21 protein-coding genes are annotated in these 24636 nt (G+C 62.3%); 8 read left to right on the forward strand and 13 right to left on the reverse strand.

Going from position 1 to position 24636, the window contains the following annotated elements:
• Positions 1-40: 40 nt before the first annotated feature.
• Together kefF and kefC are read left to right on the forward strand one after the other, a co-directional pair.
• Positions 41-598, forward strand: a complete 558-nt coding sequence (gene kefF / locus ACJ8IM_RS10485) for a glutathione-regulated potassium-efflux system oxidoreductase KefF (RefSeq protein WP_033637069.1) — start codon at positions 41-43, stop codon at positions 596-598.
• Positions 591-2444, forward strand: coding sequence for a glutathione-regulated potassium-efflux system protein KefC (gene kefC / locus ACJ8IM_RS10490; RefSeq protein ID WP_033637070.1), 1854 nt, complete (start codon positions 591-593; stop codon positions 2442-2444). The genes kefF and kefC overlap by 8 nt, the downstream gene beginning before the upstream one ends.
• A gap of 35 nt (positions 2445-2479) precedes the next feature.
• On the opposite strand, the gene ACJ8IM_RS10495 is transcribed toward kefC, so the two are convergent.
• A complete protein-coding gene (locus tag ACJ8IM_RS10495; protein ID WP_015376619.1) occupies positions 2480-3094 on the reverse strand; it encodes a LysE family translocator in 615 nt (204 codons plus the stop codon).
• 127 nt (positions 3095-3221) lie between these two features.
• On the opposite strand from ACJ8IM_RS10495, the gene ACJ8IM_RS10500 reads away from it, so the two are divergent.
• The 4 genes from ACJ8IM_RS10500 to ACJ8IM_RS10515 all read left to right on the forward strand — a co-directional run bounded on the left by ACJ8IM_RS10500 (position 3222) and on the right by ACJ8IM_RS10515 (position 7179).
• Positions 3222-4022, forward strand: a complete 801-nt coding sequence (locus ACJ8IM_RS10500; protein WP_033637071.1) for a threonine/serine ThrE exporter family protein — start codon at positions 3222-3224, stop codon at positions 4020-4022.
• Complete coding sequence (locus ACJ8IM_RS10505) at positions 4019-4483, forward strand: threonine/serine exporter (protein WP_033652897.1); 465 nt, start codon at positions 4019-4021, stop codon at positions 4481-4483. The genes ACJ8IM_RS10500 and ACJ8IM_RS10505 overlap by 4 nt, the downstream gene beginning before the upstream one ends.
• Positions 4484-4626: 143 nt before the next feature.
• Complete coding sequence (folA, locus tag ACJ8IM_RS10510; protein ID WP_033637073.1) at positions 4627-5109, forward strand: type 3 dihydrofolate reductase; 483 nt, start codon at positions 4627-4629, stop codon at positions 5107-5109.
• Positions 5110-5289: 180 nt separating this feature from the next.
• Entirely contained in the window at positions 5290-7179 is a 1890-nt protein-coding gene (locus tag ACJ8IM_RS10515) for a PhoX family protein (protein ID WP_033652899.1), read from the forward strand.
• Between the two features lie 44 nt (positions 7180-7223).
• On the opposite strand, the gene apaH is transcribed toward ACJ8IM_RS10515, so the two are convergent.
• The 6 genes from apaH to lptD form a co-directional block, all read right to left on the reverse strand.
• Positions 7224-8075, reverse strand: coding sequence for a bis(5'-nucleosyl)-tetraphosphatase (symmetrical) ApaH (apaH, locus tag ACJ8IM_RS10520; RefSeq protein WP_033652900.1), 852 nt, complete (start codon positions 8073-8075; stop codon positions 7224-7226).
• 2 nt (positions 8076-8077) lie between these two features.
• Positions 8078-8455 carry a Co2+/Mg2+ efflux protein ApaG gene (gene apaG / locus ACJ8IM_RS10525; protein ID WP_016929119.1) on the reverse strand — a complete coding sequence of 126 codons (378 nt, stop codon included), beginning with the start codon at positions 8453-8455 and terminating at the stop codon, positions 8078-8080.
• A 12-nt stretch (positions 8456-8467) separates the two neighbouring features.
• Positions 8468-9286, reverse strand: coding sequence for a 16S rRNA (adenine(1518)-N(6)/adenine(1519)-N(6))-dimethyltransferase RsmA (gene rsmA / locus ACJ8IM_RS10530; protein ID WP_033637076.1), 819 nt, complete (start codon positions 9284-9286; stop codon positions 8468-8470).
• Positions 9279-10271, reverse strand: a complete 993-nt coding sequence (pdxA, locus tag ACJ8IM_RS10535) for a 4-hydroxythreonine-4-phosphate dehydrogenase PdxA (RefSeq protein WP_033649277.1) — start codon at positions 10269-10271, stop codon at positions 9279-9281. The genes rsmA and pdxA overlap by 8 nt, the downstream gene beginning before the upstream one ends.
• Positions 10258-11559: a peptidylprolyl isomerase SurA gene (gene surA / locus ACJ8IM_RS10540; protein ID WP_033637077.1), complete on the reverse strand. Its 1302-nt coding sequence runs from the start codon at positions 11557-11559 to the stop codon at positions 10258-10260. Before surA ends, pdxA begins: the two co-directional genes overlap by 14 nt.
• Before the next feature lie 65 nt (positions 11560-11624).
• Entirely contained in the window at positions 11625-13985 is a 2361-nt protein-coding gene (gene lptD / locus ACJ8IM_RS10545; protein ID WP_033652901.1) for an LPS assembly protein LptD, read from the reverse strand.
• A 227-nt stretch (positions 13986-14212) separates the two neighbouring features.
• Between lptD and djlA the strand changes: the two genes are divergently transcribed.
• Positions 14213-15034 carry a co-chaperone DjlA gene (djlA, locus tag ACJ8IM_RS10550; protein WP_033637079.1) on the forward strand — a complete coding sequence of 274 codons (822 nt, stop codon included), beginning with the start codon at positions 14213-14215 and terminating at the stop codon, positions 15032-15034.
• A 127-nt stretch (positions 15035-15161) separates the two neighbouring features.
• Here djlA and rluA read toward each other — a convergent pair whose 3' ends face one another.
• From rluA to ACJ8IM_RS10565, 3 genes are all read right to left on the reverse strand, one after another.
• Complete coding sequence (gene rluA / locus ACJ8IM_RS10555; protein WP_033637080.1) at positions 15162-15812, reverse strand: bifunctional tRNA pseudouridine(32) synthase/23S rRNA pseudouridine(746) synthase RluA; 651 nt, start codon at positions 15810-15812, stop codon at positions 15162-15164.
• A 57-nt stretch (positions 15813-15869) separates the two neighbouring features.
• On the reverse strand, positions 15870-18776 hold the full coding sequence (gene rapA, locus ACJ8IM_RS10560) for an RNA polymerase-associated protein RapA (protein ID WP_033637081.1): 2907 nt from the start codon (positions 18774-18776) through the stop codon (positions 15870-15872).
• Between the two features lie 246 nt (positions 18777-19022).
• Positions 19023-21389 (reverse strand): DNA polymerase II, encoded by a 2367-nt coding sequence (locus ACJ8IM_RS10565; RefSeq protein WP_033652902.1) that lies wholly within the window; start codon positions 21387-21389, stop codon positions 19023-19025.
• A gap of 214 nt (positions 21390-21603) precedes the next feature.
• Here ACJ8IM_RS10565 and ACJ8IM_RS10570 point away from each other — a divergent pair, with 214 nt between their 5' ends.
• Entirely contained in the window at positions 21604-22374 is a 771-nt protein-coding gene (locus tag ACJ8IM_RS10570) for a DedA family protein (RefSeq protein WP_033637083.1), read from the forward strand.
• A gap of 26 nt (positions 22375-22400) precedes the next feature.
• Here ACJ8IM_RS10570 and ilvN read toward each other — a convergent pair whose 3' ends face one another.
• The 3 genes from ilvN to ivbL form a co-directional block, all read right to left on the reverse strand.
• Positions 22401-22694, reverse strand: a complete 294-nt coding sequence (gene ilvN, locus ACJ8IM_RS10575; RefSeq protein ID WP_016929110.1) for an acetolactate synthase small subunit — start codon at positions 22692-22694, stop codon at positions 22401-22403.
• A 3-nt stretch (positions 22695-22697) separates the two neighbouring features.
• On the reverse strand, positions 22698-24392 hold the full coding sequence (gene ilvB, locus ACJ8IM_RS10580; protein WP_308317420.1) for an acetolactate synthase large subunit: 1695 nt from the start codon (positions 24390-24392) through the stop codon (positions 22698-22700).
• A 111-nt stretch (positions 24393-24503) separates the two neighbouring features.
• On the reverse strand, positions 24504-24617 hold the full coding sequence (ivbL, locus tag ACJ8IM_RS10585) for an ilvB operon leader peptide IvbL (protein WP_154747116.1): 114 nt from the start codon (positions 24615-24617) through the stop codon (positions 24504-24506).
• Positions 24618-24636: the final 19 nt, after the last annotated feature.

Consider the following 24636-nt stretch of genomic DNA (forward strand, 5'->3'; position numbering starts at 1 on the left):
GCTTGGTGTATTGGCAAGGAACGAAGGAACGACGATAACAATGATTCTGATAATTTACGCTCACCCGTATCCCCGGCATTCGCATGCCAATCAGCGCCTGCTGCAGGCGGTGAGGGATCTCCCCGAGGTAGAGGTGCGCTCGCTGTATGAGCTGTACCCCGATTTCAATATCGATATCAACGCCGAGCAGCGGGCGCTGGAGCGCGCCGACCTGGTGGTGCTGCAGCATCCGATGCAGTGGTACAGCTTCCCGCCGCTGTTGAAGCTGTGGATCGACAAAGTGCTGGAGCACGGCTGGGCCTACGGCCACGACGGCAACGCGCTGGTGGGTAAAGACTGCCTGTGGGCGGTGACCAGCGGCGGCGACGAGCACCACTTCGAGCTGGGCGACTTTCCCAACTTCGCTGCGCTGGCGCAGCCGCTGCAGGCCACGGCGATCTACTGCGGCATGAACTGGCAACCCTATTTTGCCGTACATAATACTTTTACCTGCAACGAACCGGCGCTGCTCGCCGCCGGCGAAGCCTACCGGCAGCGGTTGGTCGACTATCTGATGGAACATGCCGAAGCGGAAACTCGGGAGGCCAGCCATGGATAACCACCACATGATGATCGAGGGGCTGATCTACCTCGGCTCCGCCGCGCTGTTCGTGCCGATCGCGGTGCGTCTGGGGCTGGGCTCGGTGCTCGGCTACCTGATCGCCGGCTGCATCATTGGCCCCTGGGGGCTGAAGCTGGTGTCGGACGCCGAATCGATCCTGACCTTCGCCGAGATCGGCGTGGTGCTGATGCTGTTTATCATCGGCCTGGAGCTGGATCCCAAGCGGCTGTGGACGCTGCGCGCCTCGGTATTCGGCGGCGGCAGCATTCAGATGGTGGGCTGCGGCCTGGCGCTGAGCGCCTTCTGTTACTTCCTCGGCCTCAACTGGAAGGTGGCGCTGCTGATAGGTTTGACGCTGGCGCTCTCATCCACCGCCATCGCCATGCAGGCGATGAGCGAACGCAACCTGACGCCGTCGCCGATCGGCCGCAGCGCATTTGCGGTGCTGCTGTTCCAGGATATCGCGGCGATCCCGCTGGTGGCGATGATCCCGCTGCTGGCCAGCAGCGGCGCCACCACCACGCTGGGCGCTTTCGTGCTGTCGGCGGCCAAGGTGGTGGGCGCGTTGACGATGGTGGTGCTGCTCGGCCGCTACGTCACCCGCCCGCTGCTGCACTTCGTCGCCCGTTCGGGCATGCGCGAGGTGTTCAGCGCCGTGGCGCTGTTCCTGGTGTTCGGCTTCGGCATCCTGCTGGAGATGGCCGGGCTGTCGATGGCGATGGGGGCGTTCCTCGCCGGGGTGCTGCTGGCGAGCTCGGAATACCGCCACGCGCTGGAGAGCGATATTCAGCCGTTCAAAGGGCTGCTTCTGGGGCTGTTCTTTATCGGCGTCGGCATGTCGATCGACTTCGGCACGCTGTTCCATCACCCGCTGCTGATCGCCTCGCTGTTGCTGGGCTTTATGCTGATCAAGGCAGCGCTGCTGTGGCTGATTGGGCCGCTGCTCGGCGTGCCGAAGCGCCAGCGCGGCCTGTTTGCCATTCTGCTGGGGCAGGGCAGTGAATTCGCCTTCGTGATCTTCAGCGCCGCGCAGCTGGCCGGCGTACTGCCGGTCGAATGGGCCAAGTCGCTGACGCTGGCGGTGGCGCTGTCGATGGCGGCCACGCCGCTGCTGTTGGTGATCGCCGCGCAGCTGGAGAAAAATGCGCCGAAAGAGGAGCGCCCGGCGGACGTCATCGACGACGAAAATGCCAGCGTGATCATCGCCGGCTTCGGCCGTTTCGGCCAGATCGCCGGCCGCTTGCTGCTGGCCAACGGCGTACACACCGTGGTGCTGGATCACGATCCGGACCATATCGAAACGCTGCGCAAATTCGACACCAAGGTGTTCTACGGCGACGCCACGCGCGCCGATCTGCTGGAGGCCGCTGGCGCCGCCCACGCCAAGGTGCTGATCAACGCCATCGATGACGTGGAAGACAGCCTGGCGCTAACCGAGCTGGCCAGGCAGCACTTCCCGCATCTGAAGGTGGTGGCACGGGCGCGCGACGTCGATCACTGGTATCAGCTGCGGCAGCTGGGGGTGGAAAAACCGGAGCGCGAAACCTTCGAAAGCTCGCTGCGCGTCGGCCGTGAAACGCTGGAGCTGCTGGGGCTGGACGCCTATGAGGCGCGCGAGAAGGCGGACACGTTCCGCCGCTATAACCTGAAGATGCTGGAAGACACGCTGGAGAATTATCAGGACACCGAGTTCCGCATCGCCAGCCTGCAGCGGGCCAAGGAGATGCTCAGCGCGGCCATCGAGCAGGATCAGAATCGGCTGGCGCGGGTGCAGCAGACCGGCTGGCGCGGCAGTATCGACGGCAAGGCGCCGGAGGACGAGGTGGTGGAAGCCAAAGGATAAGAGTAGGGGCGCCAGATCGGCGCCCCTTCTTTTGCTTAGCTCAGCGCGACCTTGATGCCCAGGGCGATCAGCATGCCGCCCAGCAGCTTGTCGACGATCTTCTGGGTCTTTTCCAACCCGCGGCGCACCGGCCCGCTCTGGATCAGGAACACCAGCAGCGGCCACCAGATAACCGACAGGCCGAGAATAATCCCCGCGTACCACAGCTTGTCGCCCAGACCGGAATCGATCTGCAGCACCTGGGTGAACACCGCCAGGAAGAACAGGGTGGCCTTCGGGTTCAGCAGGTTGCACAGGTAGCCTTGCGCAAAGGCGCTCTTCAGGCTGACCTGCTGCTGCGGCAGATTGCTGACGTTCATCTTGCCGCCGCCGCGCGACAGCAGCGCCTGGATGCCGATCCACACCAGATAGACCGCCCCGGCGTATTTCAGCAGGTTAAACAGCCACGGCGTGGTGGTGATCACCACCGCCAGCCCGGCGACGCAGTAGGACATGTGGGTGGCGACGCCGCAGATCACGCCGAAGGCGGTCATCATGGCGGCCAGCCGCGGATAGCGGGCGGCGTTTTTGATCACCAGGAAAAAATCCGGGCCGGGGGAGAGCATGCCGAGGGCGGCAATGCCGGCGACGAACAGCGAAGTTTCAAGCATGGGAGCGTCTCGCGCAAAAGACAGAGTTCTGGCGATAATAACGCCGCTTCCTCTGATGCGCATCAACCCAATGAGGTATTGTTAGGCTCTATGATAATAATTCATCTACCGCCAGCAACGGAGCACCATGCAGCAGACTAACGCCACAGACCGGCCGGAGCCGCACCGGCAACAGCGTGAAATTACCCGCCTGTGCATTCAATGCGCGCTGCTGCTGTTGCAGCACGGCGCCGAGAGCACGGTGGTGGAACAGCTGTCGACCCGCCTGGGGCTGGCGCTGGGGATGGACAGCGTGGAAAGCTCGATCTCCGCCAATGCGGTGGTGTTGACCACTCTCAGCCACGGTGCCTGTCTGACCACCACCCGCAAGAACGTCGATCGCGGCATCAATATGCAGGTGGTGACCGAAGTGCAGCATATCGTGATCCTCGCCGAGCATCGCCTGGCGGATGCGCACGACGTGGCGCGCCGCTTTGACAGGATCCGGCCGCTGCGTTACCCGCGCTGGCTGGTGGTGCTGATGGTGGGGTTGTCCTGCGGGTGTTTCAGCATGCTCAACGGCGGCGGCGGCGATGCTTTCCTGGTGACCTTTATCGCCAGCGGCGCGGCGATGCTGGTGCGTCAAATCCTCACCGCCCGCCATATGAATCCGCTGATCAATTTTTGCCTGACGGCGTTTGTCGCTACGTCGATCTCCGGACTGCTGCTGCGCCTGCCGGCGTTTAAAGACACCTCGAGCGTGGCGATGGCCGCCAGCGTGCTGTTGCTGGTGCCGGGCTTCCCGCTGATCAACGCGGTGGCAGACATGTTCAAGGGGCACGTCAATACCGGGCTGGCGCGTTGGGCGATGGCCAGCCTGCTGACGCTGGCGACCTGCATCGGGGTAGTGATGGCGATGTCGCTGTGGGATCTGCGGGGGTGGTCATGAGTCTGCTGTGGGCCTTGTTGCAGGAGATGCTGTTGGCGGCGGTGCCGGCGCTGGGCTTCGCCATGGTGTTCAACGTGCCGCTGCGCGCGCTGCGCTATTGCGCGTTGCTCGGGGCTATCGGGCGCGGCTCGCGCATGCTGATGATGTATGGCGGCATGAACATCGAGTGGGCCTCGCTGCTGGCGGCGATCCTGATCGGTATCATCGGCATCTACTGGTCGCGCTGGCTGCTGGCGCACCCGAAGGTGTTCACCGTGGCGGCGGTGATCCCGATGTTCCCCGGCATTTCCGCCTATACCGCGATGATAACGGTGGTGGAGATCTCGCATCTGGGCTACAGCGAAGCCCTGATGGAGACCATGATCACCAACTTCCTCAAGGCCAGTTTTATCGTTGGCGCATTGTCGATCGGCCTGTCGTTGCCGGGCCTGTGGCTGTACCGCAAACGCCCCAGCGTGTGAAATGACCTGGCGGGAGATCGTTGGTTATTAGATATACTGATAAGAGCTATCTTATATATTCATCTTGCTTGATTAGCCTATCGACGGCACTCAGGCCTTTACGTATAGTGTCACCAATTTTGCTGCCTACACAGGGTTAAACAATGATTATCAGCCTGATCGCTGCCTTGGCGGCGGATCGCGTTATTGGCATGGAAAACGCCATGCCGTGGCACCTGCCGGCGGACCTTGCGTGGTTTAAACGCAACACGTTGAATAAGCCGGTTATTATGGGCCGCAAGACCTTCGAGTCCATCGGCCGCCCGCTGCCGGGCCGCCACAATATCGTTTTGAGCAGCCGCCCGGGCAATGCCGCCGGGGTGACCTGGGTGACCTCGCTGGATGAAGCGCTGGCCGCCGCGGGCGAGGTGGAAGAAGTGATGGTGATCGGCGGTGGGCGCATCTATACCCAGCTGCTGCCGCGCGCCGATCGCCTGTACCTGACGCACATCGACGCCGAAGTCGGCGGCGATACCCACTTCCCGGATTACGAGCCGGACGAGTGGGAAACCACGTTCAGCGAATTCCACGACGCCGACGATCTGAACTCGCACAGCTACTGCTTCGAAATCCTGCAGCGCCGCTGATTTAAGCGTGCTAGCCAACTCTCCCCGGGGGCGCAAGCAATTGCGCCCCCGGCCTTTTTGCGTCCGTCGTTTGTAACCTTTCCGTCACATTACCTGATTAGTATGAAGTCCAACTCTGAGCGCCACGGCAACTCTGGTGAATCTTGACCGCGGCGCCATAACTAAAAAGGTAACCACGCTATGACCAAGCAAATTGAGCAATTAGACGCCGACCGCCTGATCGATCCCACTCGCCGCAAACTGCTGCTCGGCAGCGCCGGCGCCGTCGGCCTGGCCGGTTTTCTCGGCGGCGGCATCTGGTCGGTCTCCAGTGAGGCGTTGGCCGAGGATCTGCCGCCGAACAAGCTGTTGGGCTTTCAGGGCATCGCCGCGTCTACCGCCGATGAGGTGACCATCGCGCCGGGCTACCGCGCCGAGGTGCTGATCTCCTGGGGCGAGCCGCTGGTGGACGGCGCGCCGGCCTTCGATCCGCAGGGCAACAACAGCGCCGCCGATCAGGAAAAACAGTTCGGCGACAATAACGACGGCATGAGCTTCTTCCCGATCGATGACAATCATGGCGTGATGGCCATCAATAACGAATACGTTAACGAGCAGTACCTGTTCGCCCACGGCGGCGCCAAGGCCACCAGCCTGGAAGAGGTGCGCAAATCGCAGGCGGCGCACGGCGTCTCCATCGTGGCGGTAAAGCGCGTCGGCGACGGCCAGCGCTGGGAGGTGGAGCGCCCGTCGCGCTATAACCGCCGCATCACCGCCAATACCGAAATGCAGTTCAGCGGCCCGGCCGCCGGGCACCCGCTGCTGCAGACCGCCGCCGATCCGAGCGGGCGCAAGGTGCTGGGCACTTTCGGCAACTGCGCCAACGGCAAGACGCCGTGGGGCACCTACCTGACCTGCGAAGAAAACTTCGATACCTACTTTGGCACTCATCAGGCTGATTACAAAACCACGCCGGAACAGAAGCGCTACACGCTGAAGGTCAGCGAACCGGAGCGCAACTGGCCGGACTATGACGAGCGCTTCGACGTGGCGAAGAACCCCAACGAATTCAACCGCCACGGCTGGATCGTCGAGATCGATCCGCTGAATCCGACCTCGACGCCCATCAAGCACACCGCGCTGGGCCGCTTCAAGCACGAGAACGCGGCGGTGACCGTGGCCAAAGATGGCCGTTTGGTGGTGTACATGGGTGACGACGAACGCGGCGAACATATCTATAAGTACGTTTCCAAAGGCGTGGTCGACGCCGCCAATCCGGCCAACAATCGCACGCTGCTGGACGAAGGGACGCTGTACGTGGCGCAGTTCGACGGCGATGAGGCCGGCACGCCGCTGAAGGGCAAAGGGCGCTGGATTGCGCTCGAGTTCGGCAAGAACGGCCTGACGCCGGAGAACGGTTTCCGCGACGAGGCCGAAGTGCTGATCTTCGCCCGCAAGGCGGCGCAGCAGGTCGGCGCCACCAAAATGGATCGCCCGGAGTGGATCGCGGTGAACCCGCATGACGGCCGCGCGTACTGCACGTTGACCAACAACAGCAAGCGCGGCGAGGAAGGGATGCCGCTGAACGCCGCCAACCCGCGGCCGAACAATATCTATGGCCAGATCATTCGCTGGGACGAGGGCGGCGACGCCACCGCCGGCACCTTCGCCTGGGACATCTATGCGCTGTGCGGCAATCCGATCGCCCATCCGGAAGGCGTCAACCGCGGCACGCCGAACATCACGGCGGAAAATACCTTCAACAGCCCGGATGGGCTGGGCTTCGATCGCGCCGGCCGTCTGTGGATCCTCACCGACGGCAAGTACAGCAACAAGGGCGATTACGCCGGGCAGGGCAACAACCAGATGCTGGTGGGCGATCCGATCAGCGGCGAAATTCGCCGTTTCATGGTGGGGCCGAAGTCCTGCGAACTGACCGGCATCACCTTCACCCCGGACTACAAGACGATGTTCGTCAACGTGCAGCATCCGGGAGAAGAGGGCGATTCGCACTTCCCAAACAACAGCCCGCGCCCGCGTTCATCGGTGTTGATGATCACGCGTGAAGATGCCGGGGTGATTGGGGCGTAAGGCGCTAAAGAGAGCAAAGGCGGCCTGGGGCCGCCTTGATGTTTTCAGAACGCGGCCAGCCTGCCGGCGTGGTCGGGCGCCTCGCCGCGATTAGCGGGCTGCGTGAAGTAACGGTGGTCTTCCCAGCGCAGCATCGTCAGATCGCCGCCCCAGCAGCAGCCTGTGTCCAGCCCGATCACGCCTTCCGGCGTGCCCTTGCCTTCCAGCGAGGCCCAGTGGCCGAAGACGATGGTGTATTCCGGATCCACCAGGCGCGGCAGCTCGAACCACGGTTTCAGCGGCGCGGGTGCGGTGCCCGGCGCATCTTTGCAGATCATGTCGAGCTGGCCGTTGGGGAAGCAATAACGCATGCGCGTCAGCGCATTGGTGCTGAAACGCAGACGCGCCAGGCCGCTCAGCTCCGGCGTCCAGTTGTTCGGCATATCGCCGTACATGGCGTCGAGGAACAGCGGGTAGCTGTCGCTGCTTAATACCGCTTCCACTTCGCGCGCGCACATTTTCGCGGTGTCGATATCCCACTGCGGGGTGATGCCGGCGTGCGCCATCACCAGCTTTTGCTCATCGTCCACCTGCAGCACCGGTTGGCGGCGCAGCCAGTTGATCAGCTCGTCGGCGTCCGGCGCCTCCAGCAGCGGGGTGATGCGATCTTTGGGTTTGTTGCGGCTGATGCCGGCGTAAACCGCCAGCAGGTGCAGATCGTGGTTGCCCAGCACCATGCGCACCGCCGGGCCGAGCGAGCGCACGAAGCGCAGCACGTCCAGCGAGGCGGGGCCGCGCGCCACCAGATCGCCGGTCAGCCACAGTTGATCGCGCTCGGGATCGAACGCAACCTGAGCCAGCAGCGACTTCAGTTCATCGAAACAGCCGTGAACGTCGCCGATAAGGTATGTCGACATAATTAATGGATCAGCGTTGGAATGGCTAAGCGAAACACGGGAATAGCGGTGCGGAACGGCTGACCCTGGTGGTCAACCATTTCGTAATGGCCTTCCATGGTGCCCAGCGGCGTTTCCAGAATGGCGCCGCTGGTGTACTGAAACTCTCCGCCGGGCGGAATGACGGGCTGTTCGCCGATCACGCCTTCGCCCTGAACTTCGGTTTGGCGGCCGTTGCTGTTGGTGATCAGCCAGTAACGGCCCAGCAGTTGCACGTCGGTCCGCCCCAGATTGCGGATGGTGATGGTATAGGCGAAGACGTAACGCTCTTCTTCAGGGATCGACTGTGATTCCACATAGATGCTCTGAACCTGAATACACACGCGGGGCGAATCAATCATGACAACAACTCCTTATTGCTGCGGCGCCGGATTGGCTGACAGCCAGTTCGCCAGCTTGCAGTACTGCGCCACAGAAATATTTTCTGCTCTGAGCGAAGGATCGACGCCCAGCTCCGTCAGCTGCTCCGGCGTGAACAGGTCGCCCAGGCTGTTGCGGATGGTTTTCCGCCGCTGGTTGAACGCCTGCGTGGTGATGCGGCTCAGCATGCGCACGTCGCCCACCGGATTCGGCAGCACGCTGTGCGGCACCAGACGCACCACGGCGGAATCGACCTTCGGCGGCGGCGCGAACGCGGTCGGCGGCACTTCCAGCACCGGAATGACGTTGCAGTAGTACTGCGCCATCACGGTCAAACGCCCGTAGGCCTTGCTGTTCGGGCCGGCCACCAGACGGTTGACCACCTCTTTTTGCAACATAAAGTGCATGTCGCGGATTGCCTGAGTATAGCTGAAAAGGTGGAACATCAGCGGCGTCGAAATATTGTACGGCAGGTTACCAAATACGCGCAGCGGTTGGCCAGCTTCCTCGGCCAGTTCGGCGAAATTCACCGTCATGGCGTCCTGCTGGTGGATGGTCAGCTTGTCTTTCAGCCGCGGGTGGTTTTCCAGCCGGGTGGCCAGATCGCGGTCCAGTTCGATCACCGTCATGCGGTCCATGCGCGCGCCGACCGGCTCGGTCAAGGCGCCGAGGCCGGGGCCGATCTCGACCACCGCTTCGCCCGGCTGCGGGTGAATGGCGGAGACAATGCTATCGATGACAAACTGATCGGTTAAAAAGTTTTGTCCAAAGCGTTTGCGGGCAAAGTGCCCTTGGTGGACTCTGTTATTCATTACAATTAATTATCATTTTAATGGCGAGATTCAGGGCCGTTTGGAAACTGCCGACATCGGCGGTGCCGGTGCCGGCCAGTTCCAGAGCGGTACCGTGGTCGACCGAGGTGCGTATGAAAGGCAAACCGAGGGTGATATTCACCGCGCGGCCGAACCCTTGGTATTTTAGCACCGGCAGCCCCTGATCGTGATACATCGCCAGCACCGCATCGGCATCTTGCAGATATTTGGGCTGGAACAGGGTGTCCGCCGGCAGCGGGCCGACAAGATGGATGCCCTCAGCGCGCAGCGCGTCGAGCGCAGGGATGATGGTGTCTATCTCTTCGTGCCCCATATGGCCGCCTTCCCCGGCGTGGGGGTTCAGGCCGCAGACGTAAATGTGCGGCCGGGCGATGCCAAATTTGGTTTTCAGATCGTGGTCGAGGATGCGGATGACTTCGAACAGGCTCTGTTGCGTGATGGCGCCCGGCACCGCCAGCAGCGGCAGGTGGGTGGTCGCCAGCGCCACGCGCAGCTCTTCGGTCGCGAGCATCATCACCACGCGATCGCAGCGGCTGCGATCGGCAAAGAATTCGGTATGGCCGATAAACGGCACGCCGGCGTCGTTGATCACGCCCTTGTTCACCGGGCCGGTGATCAGCGCAGCGAATTCGCCGTTGAGGCAGCCGTCGCAGGCGCGCGCCAGGGTTTCCACCACGTAGGCACTGTTGCCGACGTTCAGCTCCCCGGCGGTGACCGGGTGAGCGAGCGGGACCGGCAGTACGGTCAGCGTGCCGGCGCGTTGCGCTTCGGCCGGTTGCTGCGGCTGGTAGTCGCGCAGCGTCAGCGGCAGGCCCAAACGCTTGGCGCGTTCAAGCAGCAGGGCCGGATCGGCGCACACCACCAGCTCAACAGGCCAATCCTGTTGCGCCAGCGCTGCCACCAAATCCGGCCCTACCCCGGCGGGTTCGCCGGGGGTAATGACGACGCGTTTATTGCTGTGCATCGCTGCCATCGAGGATCTTCACGTAAGCCTGGGCGCGCTGTTCCTGCATCCAGGTCTGCGCTTCTTCGGCGAATTTACGGTTGAACAGCATGCGGTAAGCGCGATCTTTCTGCGCGGCGTCGGTCTTATCCACCTGGCGGGTATCCAGCAGCTGGATCAGGTGCCAGCCGAAGGAAGAGTGGACCGGCGCGCTGATTTCACCCTTGCTCAGCTTCAGCAACGCATCGCGGAAGGCCGGATCGTAGATGTCCGGGGAAGCCCAGCCCAGATCGCCGCCCTGCATGGCGGAACCCGGATCCTGCGACAGCTGTTTGGCTTCGTCGGCAAACTTGGCGCGGCCGCTCTTGATCGCTTCCGCCACGGATTGCAGCTTGGCGCGCGCCTGATCGTCGGTCAGCACCACCGAAGGCTTCAGCAGGATGTGACGGGCGTGCACTTCGGTGACCGACACCGACTGGCTGGCGCCGCGGATGTCGTTCACTTTCAGGATGTGGAAGCCGACGCCTGAACGGATTGGGCCGACGACGTCGCCTTTCTTGGCGCTCACCAGACGTTCCGCGAACAGGGTCGGGATCTCTTGCAGCTTGCCCCAGCCCATGTTGCCGCCTTTCAGCGCCTGAGAATCGGCGGAGTAGGTGATCGCCAGCTTGCCGAAGTCGGCGCCGCTGTTGATCTCACCCACCAGGCGTTTGGCCAGCTCTTCGGCTTTGTCGACCTGCTGCTGCGACGGATTCTCCGGCAGCGGGATCAGGATGTGGCTGATGTTCATTTCGGTGTCGCTGCCGTTCTGCGCGCCCACCTGTTTCGCCAGCGCGTCCACTTCCTGCGGCAGGATGGTGACGCGACGGCGCACTTCGTTGTTACGCACTTCGGAGATCAGCATCTCTTTGCGGATCTGCGAACGGTAGGTGTTGTAGTTCAACCCTTCGTACGACAGGCGGCTGCGCAGCTGATCGACGCTCATCTTGTTTTGCGCGGCGATGTTGGCGATCGCCTTGTCCAGATCGGCGTCGGACACGGTGATGCCCATTTTCTTGGCCATCTGCAGCTGGATGTTATCCATGATCAGGCGTTCGATGATCTGATGGCGCAGCGTCTTGTCGTCCGGCAATTGCTGGCCGGCCTGCTGGGCGTTGAGCTTCACTGACTGCAACAGACCGTTGACGTCGCTTTCGAGTACCACGCCGTTATCCACGACGGCGGCGACTTTATCCACTTCTTGGGGTGCTGCGAACGCGGCATTGGCGCAAACCACCAATCCGAGAATAAGCGTTCTCCAGTTCTTCATACATTTCCCATTATGTAATCCGCAAATGCGGGTGAAAGTTCTCGTTTTCAAAGTGTTGCAAAGCGTCAGAATGCGCGCTGATACGGCAGAATGCCGGAGCGCAGCATTTCTGCGGAGCCGAGACTATGATCGCTGCTCAGGCCGCGCAGTTCGACGTTGAACGAAACTCTGTTGTCGTAAACGCTGGTATTGTTGCTGTTGTTCCAAGCGGTGATCTTGCGCTCATAGCCCAGGGTCACCGCCCAGCAGCAGGTGTTGTACTTCAGCCCCACCAGCTGATCGGCGGATTGCTTGGCGCGGGTGTCGTAGTAATACGCCCCGACCACCGCCCAACGATCGGCGATCGGCCAGCTGCCGGTGATGCCCACCTGCGAGATGCCGTCCTGGAAGGCCGGAACCGTTTTGGTGTTCAACGCCGTCTGGATGTATTCCGGCGTGGCGTAACGGTAGTTCAACTGCACCACGCGCTCGGCGTCCTGGCGGTATTCCACCACGCCGTTGCCCAGCGAGACGCTGTTCAGGCGGGTGTCGTACTGCAGGCCGCCGCGCAGGCCCCAACGATCGTCGATTTTCCAATAGGTATCGCCGGCCCAGGCCACGCTGCCGGTATCGTCGTTGTTGTCGTACCCGGTTACCTGATCGCCGGTGCGCGAACGGCTGAAGTAGTAGATTTGACCCACGGAAGCGTTAAAACGTTCAACCAGCGCGTCATCATAAATGCGGGTGGTCAAACCGGTGGAGACGCGGTTCTGCGAAGCGATGCGATCCAGGCCGCTGTAGGTGCGGTCGCGGAACAGGCCGGAGTAGTCGGTCTGCAGCAGCGTGGTGTCGTAGGTGTAGATGTTGCTCTGGTCGCGGTACGGCACGTACAGGTACTGTACGCGCGGCTCCAGCGTCTGTGTGGCGCCTTCGGCCCAGATCATCGGGCGTTCGAACACCAGCTTGCCGTCGACCTTGAACTGCGGCAATACGCGGTTGACCGAATCATCAAGCTCCGGTGCAACGGCGCCTTTGCGGCTCTGGTAGTTGGCGGCGAAACCGTCAGGAATATCCTGCTGGTAGTGGGTCGCCATCACCTTGGCTTCGGTGTTCAGGCTGGCCCAGCCGTTGGTGAGCGGCAGGTTGAGCGTCGGCTCCATATGCAGACGGGTGGCGTCCGGGCTGTACGGGTTGACGCTGGTGAACTTGGCCGCCTGGCCGTAAATATGGAAGTCGAACGGGCCGATGTCGTTTTTGTAGTAGTTCAGATCCAGCTGCGGCTGAACTTTATACGATTCCGACTGCGAGCGATCGGTATCGTCGTAAATCTGGAACTGCTTGGAACTCAGCGTGGCGTTCCAGTTCTCGTTGGCGTAGCCGAGGCTGAATTTCTGCGTGGCGTAGCCGTCGGTGGTGGAACCGTACTTGGAGTCCAGATCGGTGAAGTATTTGGAATCGCTGACCTTGGTGTAGTCGACGTTGAAGCGCCACACCTGATCCATGACGCCGTTGTGGTTCCAGTAGAACAGCCAGCGCTTGCTGTCGTCATGATCTTTGCCGTATTCCTTGTCGTCCGGCAACCAGTCGAACTCCATCAGGCCGAGGCCCGGCTGCACCAGATAGCGGAACTCGGTCTGCCACTGCAGGCCGCGCTTGGACATATAGTGCGGCGTGATGGTGGCGTCGTAGTTCGGCGCGATGTTCCAGTAGTACGGCAACATGAACTCGAAGCCGTTGTTGCTGCCGTACTTGGCGTTCGGGATCAGGAAGCCGGAACGGCGCTTGTCGCCGACCGGCAATTGCAGGTACGGGCTGTAGAACACCGGCACGCCGCCGATGCGGAAGCGGGCGTTCCACACTTCCGCCACCTGCTCTTCGCGATCGTGGATCACTTCGGAGCCGACCACGCTCCAGCTGTCGTCGCCCGGCAGACAGGAGGTGAAGGTGCCGTTTTCCAGAATGGTGTAACGGTTGGCGCCGCGCATTTTCATCTTGTCGGCGTCGCCACGCCCCTGACGGCCTACCATTTGGTAGTCGCCTTCATAGACGTCGGTATCTTTGGTGTTCAGGTTCGACCAGGCCTTCGGGCCTTTCAGTTTGATCTGATTGTCGCTGTAGTGCACGTCGCCGGTGGCGGTGACGGTGCGCACCGGCTCCGCCTGGCCAGGGTTTTGCGTCTGGTTCAGCTCGACTTCTTTGGCGGTCAGGGTGCTGTTGCCCTGCTCGATATGCACGTTGCCGCTGAACAGGGCGCTTTTCGGATAGTCGGCGCGCGAGTCATCGGCATTGATGGTGACCGGCAGGCTGTTCGGATCGCCGCTGACCAAAGGTTTGTCGTAAACGGGAACGCCAAGCATGCATTGCTCGGCCAGATCAGCCAGCGCGTGCTGACTGTAGAGTGCCGTCCAAATCATCGTGGCCAGCAGTGTTGGGAAACTTTTTTTCATACGCGGTTTTGGTGTTCCGTCATCAGAGGCGTCATGTCCGGCAAACGGTCAGAGACTATATTACTCATCTGCGTTGCGCTAGTGCTAAATCCAGCCGTTTACTTGCGTCGTCGTTAGGCGCAAAGATAAATGACAGGTATGATAATCCAAATTCTGGGAAAAATCGCCTGCGCCCTTTCCTGAAGCGAAGGGGGCGGGCGGCTTTCGGCATGATAATTGAGGAGTATATGCAGTATTGGGGAAAACTGCTCGGCGTCATCGTCGCCATTTGGTCTGGCGCGGGATTCTGGGGTGTAGTTCTGGGGCTGATTATCGGTCATATGATCGATACGGCGCGCAGCAATAAGCGCAGCCGGGGTTTCTTCACCGACCAGCAAACGCGGCAAACGCTGTTTTTCCGCACCACTTTTCAGGTGATGGGCCACCTGACCAAATCCAAAGGACGCGTTACCGAGGCAGATATCCAGATTGCCAGCCTGTTCATGGATCGCCTGCAGCTGCACGGCGAAGCGCGCACCGCGGCGCAGCAGGCGTTCCGCGAGGGGAAACAGAGCCAGTTCCCGCTGCGTGAGACGCTGCAGCAGTTCCGCAGCATTTGTTTTGGCCGCTTCGATTTGATTCGGATGTTTCTGGAAATTCAGATTCAGGCGGCGTTCGCCGACGGCTCGCTACACCCGAATGAACGCCAGGTGCTGTATGTCATCGCCGAAGAGCTGGGCATTTCGCATGCGCAGTTCGATCAGTTTCTCAGCATGATGGAGGGCGGGCGTCAGTTCGGCGGCGGTCAGCAGGGCGGGTATTCGCAGGGCGGCTATCAGCAGGCTCAGCGCGGCCCGACGCTCGACGATGCGTGCAAGGTGCTCGGCGTGCGCAGCAGCGACGATGCCGCCACCATCAAACGCGCCTACCGCAAATTGATGAGCGAACACCATCCGGATAAGCTGGTGGCGAAGGGCTTGCCGCCGCAGATGATGGAAATGGCCAAGCAGAAAGCGCAGGAAATTCAGGCGGCGTACGATCTGATCAAACGCGAGAAAGGCTTCAAATAACGATACCCGTCATACTTCTGGCTGCCTGCGCTTACCCCGGTCACGTACTTTTTGTACGCTCCCGGGGCTGCGCTTAGTTGCCGCCTTCCTGCAACTCGAATTATTTAGGGTATCCCTGAGATTAGCCTCAGAAATCCGGTTCGGCGCGAAAGTGCATCGGCGTCTGGAAGGCGGGGTGGGTGATGCGCAGCTCTTGCGCATGCAGCTGCAGCCGCGGCGCCATCGCCTTGGCCTCCGGCGGGGCGTAGAAACCGTCGCCGAGGATCGGATGCCCCAGCGCCAGCATGTGCACCCGCAGCTGGTGCGAGCGGCCGGTGATCGGCGTCAGCTTTACGCGCGTGCTGCCGTCGGCGTCGCGTGACAGCACCTGATACTCCGTCTGCGCCGCTTTGCCGGTGTCAAAACACACCTTTTGCAGCGGCCGGTTCGGCCAGTCGCAGATCAGCGGCAAGTCCACCAACCCTTCGTCATGCGCCATATGCCCCCAAACGCGGGCGATATAGGATTTCTTCGGTTCGCGTTCGCGGAACTGACGCTTCAGCTCGCGCTCGGCGGCCTTGTTGAGTGCCACCACGATCACCCCGCTGGTGGCCATGTCCAGCCGGTGCACCGACTCAGCGGCCGGATGATCGGCCTGAATGCGGGTCATCAGGCTGTCTTTGTTTTCCGGCGCGCGGCCGGGCACCGACAGCAAGCCGCTGGGCTTGTTGACCACCATGATGTGTTCATCCTGATACAGGATGTGCAGCGGGTCCTGCGGGGGATTGTAGGGTTCCATCTTGGCTCCGCGAAAAGGGCCGAACGGGGAGGCGGTTGCCGCCCCGCGTCGCGCCGGTTACTGGTGGGTGACCACCACCAGACGAATGGCGTCGAGACGCCAGCCGGCTTCATTAAGGTTGGCCAGCACCTGACGGCGGTTGAACTCCAGCGCTTCGACTTCGTCGTCGCGGATGTTCGGGTTGACCGCCTTCAGCGCTTCCAGACGCGCCAGCTCGGCGCTCAGCTTGTCGTCCGCCTCTTGCTTCGCCTGTTCGATAAGCGTGCGCGCCTGCGCTTCCACCAGGCTTTCCGCCTGCTGCAGCATGGCGTGCACGTCTTGCTGCACGGCGTTGACCAGCTTGCTGGAGGTGTGGCGGTTGACCGCGTTCAACTGGCGGTTGAAGCTTTCGAACTCGACCTGCGCCGCCAGATTGGTGCCCTTGCGGTCCATCAGCATGCGGATCGGCGTCGGCGGCAGGAAGCGGGTCAGCTGCAGGTGCTTCGGCGCCTGAGCCTCCACCACGTACACCAGCTCAACCAACAGGGTGCCGACCGGCAACGCTTTGTTTTTCAACAGGGACACCGCGCAGCTGCCGGTATCGCCGGACAGGATCAGATCCAGGCCGTTGCGGATGATCGGGTGCTCCCAGCTGACGAACTGCGCGTCTTCGCGCGACAGCGCCCGATCGCGGTCGAAGGTGACGGTGCAGCCGTCCTGCGGCAGGCCCGGGAAGTCCGGCACCAGCATATGGTCGGACGGCGTCAGCACGATCAGGTTGTCGCTGCGGTCTTCCTGATTGATGCCGACGATGTCGAACAGGTTGAGCGCGAAGCCCACCAGATTGACGTCGTTATCCTGCTCGGCGATGGCGGCAGCCAGCGCCTGGGCTTTGTCGCCGCCGTTGGAGTGCATCTCCAGCAGGCGGTCGCGGCCCTGTTCCAGCTGCGCTTTCAATTGATCGTGCTGCTGGCGGCAGGCGTGGATGAATTCGTCGAAGCCTTCCTGTTCGGTCGGCGCGGCCAGATAACCGATCAACTGCTCGTAGCAGCTGTCGTAGATGGTGCGGCCGGTCGGGCAGGTGTGTTCGAAGGCGTCCAGCCCCTCGTGGAACCAGCGGCCCAGCACCGCCTGCGCGGTGTGCTCCAGGTAAGGCACCATGATTTGGATGTCGTGCATCTGGCCGATACGGTCCAGACGGCCGATACGCTGTTCCAGCAGATCCGGGTTGAACGGCAGATCGAACATCACCAGCTGGCTGGCGAACTGGAAGTTGCGGCCTTCGGAGCCGATCTCGGAACACAGCAGCACCTGCGCGCCTTCCTCTTCGGAGGCGAAGTAGGCGGCGGCGCGGTCGCGCTCGATAATCGACAGCCCTTCGTGGAACACCGCGGCGCGGATCGCTTCACGCTCGCGCAGCACCTGCTCCAGCTGCAGCGCGGTGTCAGCCTTGGCGCAGATCACCAGCACTTTTTCGTTGCGGTTGGCCAGCAGGTAGTCCAGCAGCCACTCGACGCGCGGGTCGAAGTTCCACCAGGTGGCGTTTTCGCCCTCGAATTCCTGGTAGATCTGCTCCGGGTACAGCATGTCGCGCGCGCGCGCTTCGACGGACTTCTTGGCGCCCATGATACCGGACACTTTGATCGCGGTCTGATACTGGGTCGGCAACGGCAGCTTGATCTGGTGCAGGTTGCGGTGCGGGAAGCCCTTCACGCCGTTACGGGTGTTGCGGAACAGCACGCGGCTGGTGCCGTGGCGATCCATCAGCATGGAAACCAGCTCCTGGCGCGCCTGCTCGGCGTTGTCGCCTTCGCTGTTGGCGGCTTTGAGCAGCGGTTCGATGTCCTGCTCGTCGATCAGCTCGCCCAACAGGTTCAATTTGTCGTCGGCCAGGCGTTTACCGCTCAGCAGCAGGGTGACGGCGTCGGCCACCGGGCGGTATTTCTGCTGCTCGGCGACGAACTCGCCGTAGTCGTGGAAACGGTTTGGATCGAGCAGGCGCAGGCGCGCGAAGTGGCTCTGTTGGCCCAGCTGTTCCGGGGTGGCGGTCAGCAGCAGCACGCCGGGGATATGCTCGGCCAACTGCTCGATCACCTGATATTCGCGGCTCGGCGCTTCTTCGCTCCAGGCCAGGTGGTGCGCTTCGTCGACCACCAGCAGATCCCACTGGGCGTCCGCCAGCTCTTCCAGGCGCTGCTTGTTGCGGCGCACGAAGTCCAGCGAGCAGATCACCAGCTGTTCGGTTTCGAACGGGTTGCTGCTGTCGAGCTTGGCTTCGGCGTAGCGGCTGTCGTCGAACAGCGAGAAGTAGAGGTTGAAGCGGCGCATCATCTCCACCAGCCACTGGTGCTGCAACGTTTCCGGCACCACGATCAGCACGCGCTCGGCGCGGCCCGCCAGCAGCTGCTGGTGGATGATCATGCCGGCTTCGATGGTTTTGCCGAGGCCGACTTCGTCCGCCAGCAGCACGCGCGGCGCATGGCGCTGGCCGACTTCATGGGCGATGTGCAGCTGGTGCGGGATCAGGCTGGCGCGCATGCCGCGCAGGCCGGCGAACGGCAGGCGATACTGCTCGCTCTGGTACTTGCGCGCGCGAAAACGCAGCGCGAAACGGTCCATGCGGTCAATTTGGCCGGCGAACAGGCGATCCTGCGGCTTGCTGAAGGTCAGCTTGCTGTCCAGCAGGACTTCGCGCATCGCCACGCCGCTCTCCTGGGTGTCCTGGCGGGTGCCGATATAGGTCAACAGACCGTTTTCCTCTTTCACCTCTTCCACCTGCAGCTGCCATCCCTCGTGGCTGCTGACGGTATCGCCCGGGTTGAACATCACGCGGGTGATCGGCGAATCGTTTCTGGCATAGAGGCGGTTTTCACCGGTGGCGGGGAAAAGCAGGGTAATCATGCGCGCGTCCAGCGCCACGACGGTGCCCAGTCCTAATTCGCTTTCCGTGTCGCTGATCCAGCGTTGACCAAGAGTAAAAGGCATATATTGTCGGCTCGATTCTTTGTAAGTAAGTCTTGTTACCGGGCGGGAAGGGCCGCGGCACCTGTACTGAACGTCTGCTATCCCGGTTTGTTTTAAATTTGACGGGCAATAGCCATTCACGCCATGCAGACGTCGCGAGACGGCAGGGCTAAGCGTGGTTCAGTTTTGGGAAGGGCGCTATGGTAATGGAAGGCGGCGCGTTCGTCACCTGCAAAACCGGATGATTTTTCTTAACCTGGCGCAATCTCAAAACAGCCCCATCTGCCCGGTGACCAACGTGGTGAAATCGTCGTGCAAGAAAGGGAGTATAGCGTCTGCCACCGGTTGCAGCTGGCGTTCGAGGTAATGCTGATAGTCGATGGGCGAATGGCGCGTTTCCAGCGGTTCCGGCCCGGCGACGGTCATCACGTAGCTGATCCAGCCGCCGTTCTGATACTGCAGCGGCCGCCCCTGGCTGCGGTTGTAATCGTCGGCGATGCGCGCGGCGCGGGCGTGCGGCGGCACGTTGCGCTGATAGTCGTCGAGTTTCCTGCGCAGGCGCTTGCGGTACACCAGCTGATCGTCGAAGTCGCCGTTCAGTGTTTTGCCGACGTAGTCGCGCACATAGTCCTGGTAGGGTTGCCGTTTGAAGATGCGCTGATAGAGCTGCTGCTGGAACTGCTGCGCCAGCGGCGTCCAGTCGGTGCGTACCGTTTCCAGGCCTTTGTACACCATCTCTTCCTCGCCGCCGCCGCGCGCGATCAGGCCGGCGTAGCGCTTCTTGCTGCCCTGTTCGGCGCCGCGAATGGTCGGCATCAGGAAGCGCGAATAGTGGGTTTCGAACTCCAGCTCCAGCGCGTTCTCCAGCCCGAACTGCTGCTGCAGATGCTGCTGCCACCAGGCGTTGACCCGCTGCACCAGCGCCCGACCGATCTGCGCCGCCTGCTGCTCATCATGCGGCTGTTTCAGCCACACGAAGGTGGAGTCTGTGTCGCCGTAAATCACCTGATAGCCTTCGGCTTCGATCAGTTCGCGGGTTTGGCGCATGATCTCGTGGCCGCGCAGGGTGATCGACGACGCCAGCCGCGGATCGAAGAAGCGGCAGCCGCTCGATCCCAGCACGCCGTACAGCGCGTTCATGATGATCTTCAGCGCCTGCGACAGGGGCTTGTTGTGCTGGCGCTTGGCGGCCTCGCGCCCTTGCCAGATCTGCTCGACGATTGCCGGCAGGCAGTGTTTGCTGCGCGAGAAGCGGGCGTTGCGAAAGCCGGGCACCGAATCGGCGTCGTTTGGGTGGCGCATGCCTTCCACCAGCCCGACCGGATCGATCAGGAAGGTGCGGATGATCGACGGGTACAGGCTTTTATAGTCCAGCACCAGCACCGAATCGTACAGGCCGGGCCGGGAGTCCATCACGAAGCCGCCGGGGCTGTGTTCCTCCGGCTGTTCGCCGAGGTTGGGGGCGACAAAGCCCAGGCGGTGCATGCGCGGCATATAAAGGTGGCTGAAGGCCGCCACCGATCCGCCGCTGCGATCGGCCGCCAGCCCGGTGACGGTGGCGCGTTCCAGCAGAAAGTTGAGCAGATCGGCCTTGGCGAAGATGCGCGTCACCAGCTCGCAGTCCTTCAGGTTGTAGCGGGCCAGCGCCGGCTTGTCTTCGGCGAAGCGCCGGTCGATCTCCGCCATGCGTTGATAAGGGTTGTCGATCGCCTTGCCTTCACCCAGCAGTTCCTGCGAAACGTACTCCAGGCTGAAGGAGGGAAAGTTCCAGGTGGCGGACTTCAGCGCTTCGATGCCGTCGATGATCAGGCGGCCGGCGGCGGCGGCGAAAAAGTGGTTCTGCTTGAAGCCGTGCTCGCGCCACTCCAACAGGTTGCCGCCGCGCCCCAGCCGCAGCGGGATTTGGTAGCGTTCGGCGTGCTTTTGCAGCACCCGCAGATCGAACTGCACCAGGTTCCAGCCGATGATGGCGTCGGGATCGTGGCGCTCCAGCCACGCGTTGAGTCGTTCCAGCAGTTGGGGGCGGCTGGCGCAGTATTCCAGATCGAAATCCAGCGGCGCATCGCCGCCGTTGGCCGGCCCCAGCATGTACACCTGCCGCTGGCCGCAGCCTTCCAGCGCGATGGAGTAAAGCTCGCCGTGGGCGGTGGTTTCGATATCCAGCGACACCAGCCTGAGCGTCGGGCGGTAGTCCGGCGCCGGCTTCATCTGGCCATTGAGCAACGGCCCGCCGCCGTTGGCCTGGCCGTTGAACCACACCGGCGCGGTGATGAAGCGCTCCATCAGATAGCGTTCGGGCGGGCGAATGTCGGCCTCGTAGACCGTAACGCCGCCTTCCCGCAGCAGTTTTTCCAGCTTGATGAGCTGACGGTGCTGGCGGCAGTACAGCCCCAGCATCGGGCGGTGATGAAAATCCGTCAGTGCCAGCGGTTTCAGTTCCACCTGCCGTTCTTCGCGCAACAGCAGTTCCGCGCGCGGCTTTTGTTCGGCGGGGATAAACGCCACCGAGATTTGCGGCGGCAAGCGCAGCTGACGCGGGCCCGCGTCGGTCGCCAGCCAAAATTCGACCTCGGTGCCGGCGGGCGTGTCGCGCCAGTGGCGAGTGAGCAGGAAACCCTGTTGCAGTGCTGTCATAACCCCTTCGTCTTCCGCCGGGCGGCGTGCGCGACATTCAGCGAGATGTCGGTTTTGGCGCTAATATAGATAAATTATAGTATGTGTTTTTATACAGTCATTGTCCATCGGCGTTCGGCGCTGCCAAATACGCATACAATTCATCGATTGACTCGCCAGCGGCGGCGCTGGAAAATCCTCGGCCCCGTTTGGCCGAATAATCCGCAGAGGTGTAATGGAAGCCTATTTACAAGATTTGATCACCCAGTCGCTGGCTTTCACCCTGATGGTCGTCCTGCTGGTCGCTTTTCTCGAGTCGCTGGCGCTGGTGGGGCTGCTGCTGCCCGGCACGGTGATGATGGCCAGCATCGGCGCGCTGATCGGCAGCGGCAAGGTGGACTTCTACTACGCCTGGGCGGCGGGGATCGTCGGCTGCCTGCTCGGCGACTGGATCTCTTATTTCGTCGGCCGCGCCTTCAAGGGGCCCTTGCACCGCTGGTCGTTCCTGAAGAAGAACAAAGCGCTGCTCGACAAAACCGAGCACGCCTTGCACCAGCACAGCATGGCGACCATTCTGATCGGCCGCTTCGTTGGCCCGACGCGCCCGCTGGTGCCGATGGTGGCCGGCATGCTCGATCTGCCGCCGTACAAGTTTGCCTTGCCGAACATCATCGGTTGCCTGACCTGGCCGCCGGTCTATTTCTTCCCTGGCATCCTGGCGGGCGTGGCGATCGACATTCCCGCCGGCGCCAACAGCGCGATGTTCAAGTGGCTGCTGCTCGCCGCGGCACTCACGATCTGGCTGGCTGTGTGGCTGAGCTGGCGCTGGTGGCGTGAGGATAAGCGCAGCGCCGATCGGCTGAGCCGTTGGCTGACGCCGCTGCGGCTGCGCGTGGTTTGCGGATTGAGCTGGCTGGCGGCGCTGGCGGTCGGTTATCTGCTGAGCCAGCAGCCCTTGATGCCGGTGTATCGGCACCTGCTGTGGCAGGTGCTGTCCGGGCAATGATTGCGGGGGCGTAAGCCCCCTTCGTATTACTGAAAGAACGCTTCCAGCTGTTCAAATACCCGCACGTCTTCGCTGTGGCGCTTCACCTGCAGCACGTCTTCCAGCTTTTCCACCTGGCTGATCATTTGCTCCAGCCGCTGATCGTCGGCGACCAATAGCCAAATGCGGCTCTGCTGGCCGTCCTTCAGCGGCAGACACAGAATGCCTTCGACGTTGAACGCGCGGCGAGCGAACAGCCCGCAAACGTGCGACATGACGCCGGGATGGTTGCGCACGGCCAGCTCCAGGATCACCTGGGGTTTATCTTGTGGTTGCAGCATGGCTTATTCTCCAATCATGTCGATGTTGGCGGCGCCCGGCGGCACCATCGGGAACACTTTTTCGTTGATATCGATCAGCGCGTGAATCAGGCAGGGCCCCGGGCGTTGGATCGCTTCGGCCAGCGCCGCCTGCGGATCTTCCGCGGCGTTCAAATCGCAGGTATCCAGCCCGAATCCGGCGGCGATCTTCAGGAAGTCGGTGCGCTTCGGATAGGCGGCGGCGAAGATGCGCTGCTGGTAGAACAGGGTTTGCTGCTGGTGCACCAGCCCCAGCGCCTGGTTGTTCATCAAAATGATTTTCACGTCCAGATCGTGTTCGACGGCGGTGGCCATTTCCTGAATGTTCATCATCAGGCTGCCGTCGCCGGAGAAGCACAGCACTTTACGCTCGGGCTCCGCCAGCGCCGCGCCGATCGCCGCCGGCAGACCGAAGCCCATGGTGCCCAGGCCGCCCGACGTCAGCCACTGGCGCGGCCGACTCAGCGGATAGGCCTGCGCCACCCACATCTGATGCTGGCCCACGTCGGTGGTGATAATGGCGCTGTCGTCCACGCAGCGCGCGGCGGCCAGCACCAGGCCGTAATGGCTCAGCGGATCGTCGGCGTTCGGCATGTTGAACGGGAACTCGCGCTTCAGGTCGTTGACGGTGCTCAGCCACGCGCTGCGCGGCTGCGTGTCGATCTGCGGCAGCAGCTGTTGCAGTACCTGGCCGACGTCGGCATGGATCGCCACGTTGGCCTGTTTGACCTTGCCCAGCTCGGCGCGATCGATATCCACGTGAATGATGGCGGCGTTAGGGCAGAACTGCTCGGTTTTGCCGATTGCCCGATCGTCGAAGCGCGCGCCCAGCACGATCAGCAGATCGGCCTCCTGCAGAATGAAGTTGGTGCTGCGCGCCGCGTGCATGCCCAACATGCCCAGCGACAGCGGGTGTTCCACCGGCATCGCCCCCAGCGCCATCAGCGTCATGGTGGTGGGCAGACCGGCGCGCTCGGCCAGTTCCAGCGCCTGCCGGTGAGCGTCGGCGCAGATGATACCGCCGCCCAGGTAGAGGATCGGGCGTTTCGCCTGGTTGATTATCGCGGCGGCCTGCGCAACCAGCGCCGGATCGAAGGTTGGGGCGGCGTCCGGCACGGCGATCGGCGGCAGCTCTTCCAGGGTGATGGTGGCGGTTTGCACATCTTTCGGCACATCGATCCAGACCGGGCCGGGGCGGCCGGATTCGGCGATGCGGAACGCGTCGCCGATCACCTGCGGCAGCTCGCGGATATCGCGCACCAGATGGTTGTGCTTGGTGATCGGAATGGAAATGCCGTAGGTGTCCACCTCCTGGAAGGCGTCGGTGCCGATCATTGAGGAGGGCACCTGACCGGTGATGCACACCAGCGGAATGGAGTCGAGCTTGGCGTCGGCGATGGCGGTGACCAGGTTGGTGGCGCCCGGCCCGCTGGAGGCGATGCACACCGCCGCTTTGCCGTTGGCGCGCGCCATGCCCTGCGCCATAAAGCCCGCGCCCTGTTCGTGGCGCGCCAGCACGTGGTGAATGCGGGTGCTTTGGCTCAGCGCGTCATACAGCGGCAGCGCGGCGCCGCCGGGGATGCCGGCGACGGTGGTGATACCCTGCCGCTCCAGCAGATGAACGATCAAATGTGCGCCGGTGAAGCTGGTGCCCGGTTGAGGCGTGCCCGAAGTTGCCATGTTCCTGTCCTTTCTCAAGGCCGGTGAGCTTTTCTGGGCAGGGTGCTAAAACAAGAAACCCCGCCCGGTTTGCGCCGGCGGGGTTTGGGAATCGATGCGTTGATTCGGACCCTACGGCGCATTGCCGACGACCACCACCACACGCACGACGACCACCGCGGCTGGTAGCGCGGTAACTAGTAGGGTCGAAGTCAGCGAGGATGCGATCACAGGGAACCTTATCATCAGTAAAAAGAGTCAGGTT

This window comes from Serratia sp. CY33525 (assembly GCF_052169115.1).
Taxonomy (GTDB): domain Bacteria; phylum Pseudomonadota; class Gammaproteobacteria; order Enterobacterales; family Enterobacteriaceae; genus Serratia; species Serratia sarumanii.

Coding starts and splice junctions, on each gene's coding strand:
- kefF (WP_033637069.1), top strand. CDS start 41: ATGATTCTGATAATTTACGCTCACCCGTATCCCCGGCATTCGCATGCC.
- kefC (WP_033637070.1), top strand. CDS start 591: ATGGATAACCACCACATGATGATCGAGGGGCTGATCTACCTCGGCTCC.
- ACJ8IM_RS10495 (WP_015376619.1), bottom strand. CDS start 3,094: ATGCTTGAAACTTCGCTGTTCGTCGCCGGCATTGCCGCCCTCGGCATG.
- ACJ8IM_RS10500 (WP_033637071.1), top strand. CDS start 3,222: ATGCAGCAGACTAACGCCACAGACCGGCCGGAGCCGCACCGGCAACAG.
- ACJ8IM_RS10505 (WP_033652897.1), top strand. CDS start 4,019: ATGAGTCTGCTGTGGGCCTTGTTGCAGGAGATGCTGTTGGCGGCGGTG.
- folA (WP_033637073.1), top strand. CDS start 4,627: ATGATTATCAGCCTGATCGCTGCCTTGGCGGCGGATCGCGTTATTGGC.
- ACJ8IM_RS10515 (WP_033652899.1), top strand. CDS start 5,290: ATGACCAAGCAAATTGAGCAATTAGACGCCGACCGCCTGATCGATCCC.
- apaH (WP_033652900.1), bottom strand. CDS start 8,075: ATGTCGACATACCTTATCGGCGACGTTCACGGCTGTTTCGATGAACTG.
- apaG (WP_016929119.1), bottom strand. CDS start 8,455: ATGATTGATTCGCCCCGCGTGTGTATTCAGGTTCAGAGCATCTATGTG.
- rsmA (WP_033637076.1), bottom strand. CDS start 9,286: ATGAATAACAGAGTCCACCAAGGGCACTTTGCCCGCAAACGCTTTGGA.
- pdxA (WP_033649277.1), bottom strand. CDS start 10,271: ATGCACAGCAATAAACGCGTCGTCATTACCCCCGGCGAACCCGCCGGG.
- surA (WP_033637077.1), bottom strand. CDS start 11,559: ATGAAGAACTGGAGAACGCTTATTCTCGGATTGGTGGTTTGCGCCAAT.
- lptD (WP_033652901.1), bottom strand. CDS start 13,985: ATGAAAAAAAGTTTCCCAACACTGCTGGCCACGATGATTTGGACGGCA.
- djlA (WP_033637079.1), top strand. CDS start 14,213: ATGCAGTATTGGGGAAAACTGCTCGGCGTCATCGTCGCCATTTGGTCT.
- rluA (WP_033637080.1), bottom strand. CDS start 15,812: ATGGAACCCTACAATCCCCCGCAGGACCCGCTGCACATCCTGTATCAG.
- rapA (WP_033637081.1), bottom strand. CDS start 18,776: ATGCCTTTTACTCTTGGTCAACGCTGGATCAGCGACACGGAAAGCGAA.
- ACJ8IM_RS10565 (WP_033652902.1), bottom strand. CDS start 21,389: ATGACAGCACTGCAACAGGGTTTCCTGCTCACTCGCCACTGGCGCGAC.
- ACJ8IM_RS10570 (WP_033637083.1), top strand. CDS start 21,604: ATGGAAGCCTATTTACAAGATTTGATCACCCAGTCGCTGGCTTTCACC.
- ilvN (WP_016929110.1), bottom strand. CDS start 22,694: ATGCTGCAACCACAAGATAAACCCCAGGTGATCCTGGAGCTGGCCGTG.
- ilvB (WP_308317420.1), bottom strand. CDS start 24,392: ATGGCAACTTCGGGCACGCCTCAACCGGGCACCAGCTTCACCGGCGCA.
- ivbL (WP_154747116.1), bottom strand. CDS start 24,617: ATGATAAGGTTCCCTGTGATCGCATCCTCGCTGACTTCGACCCTACTA.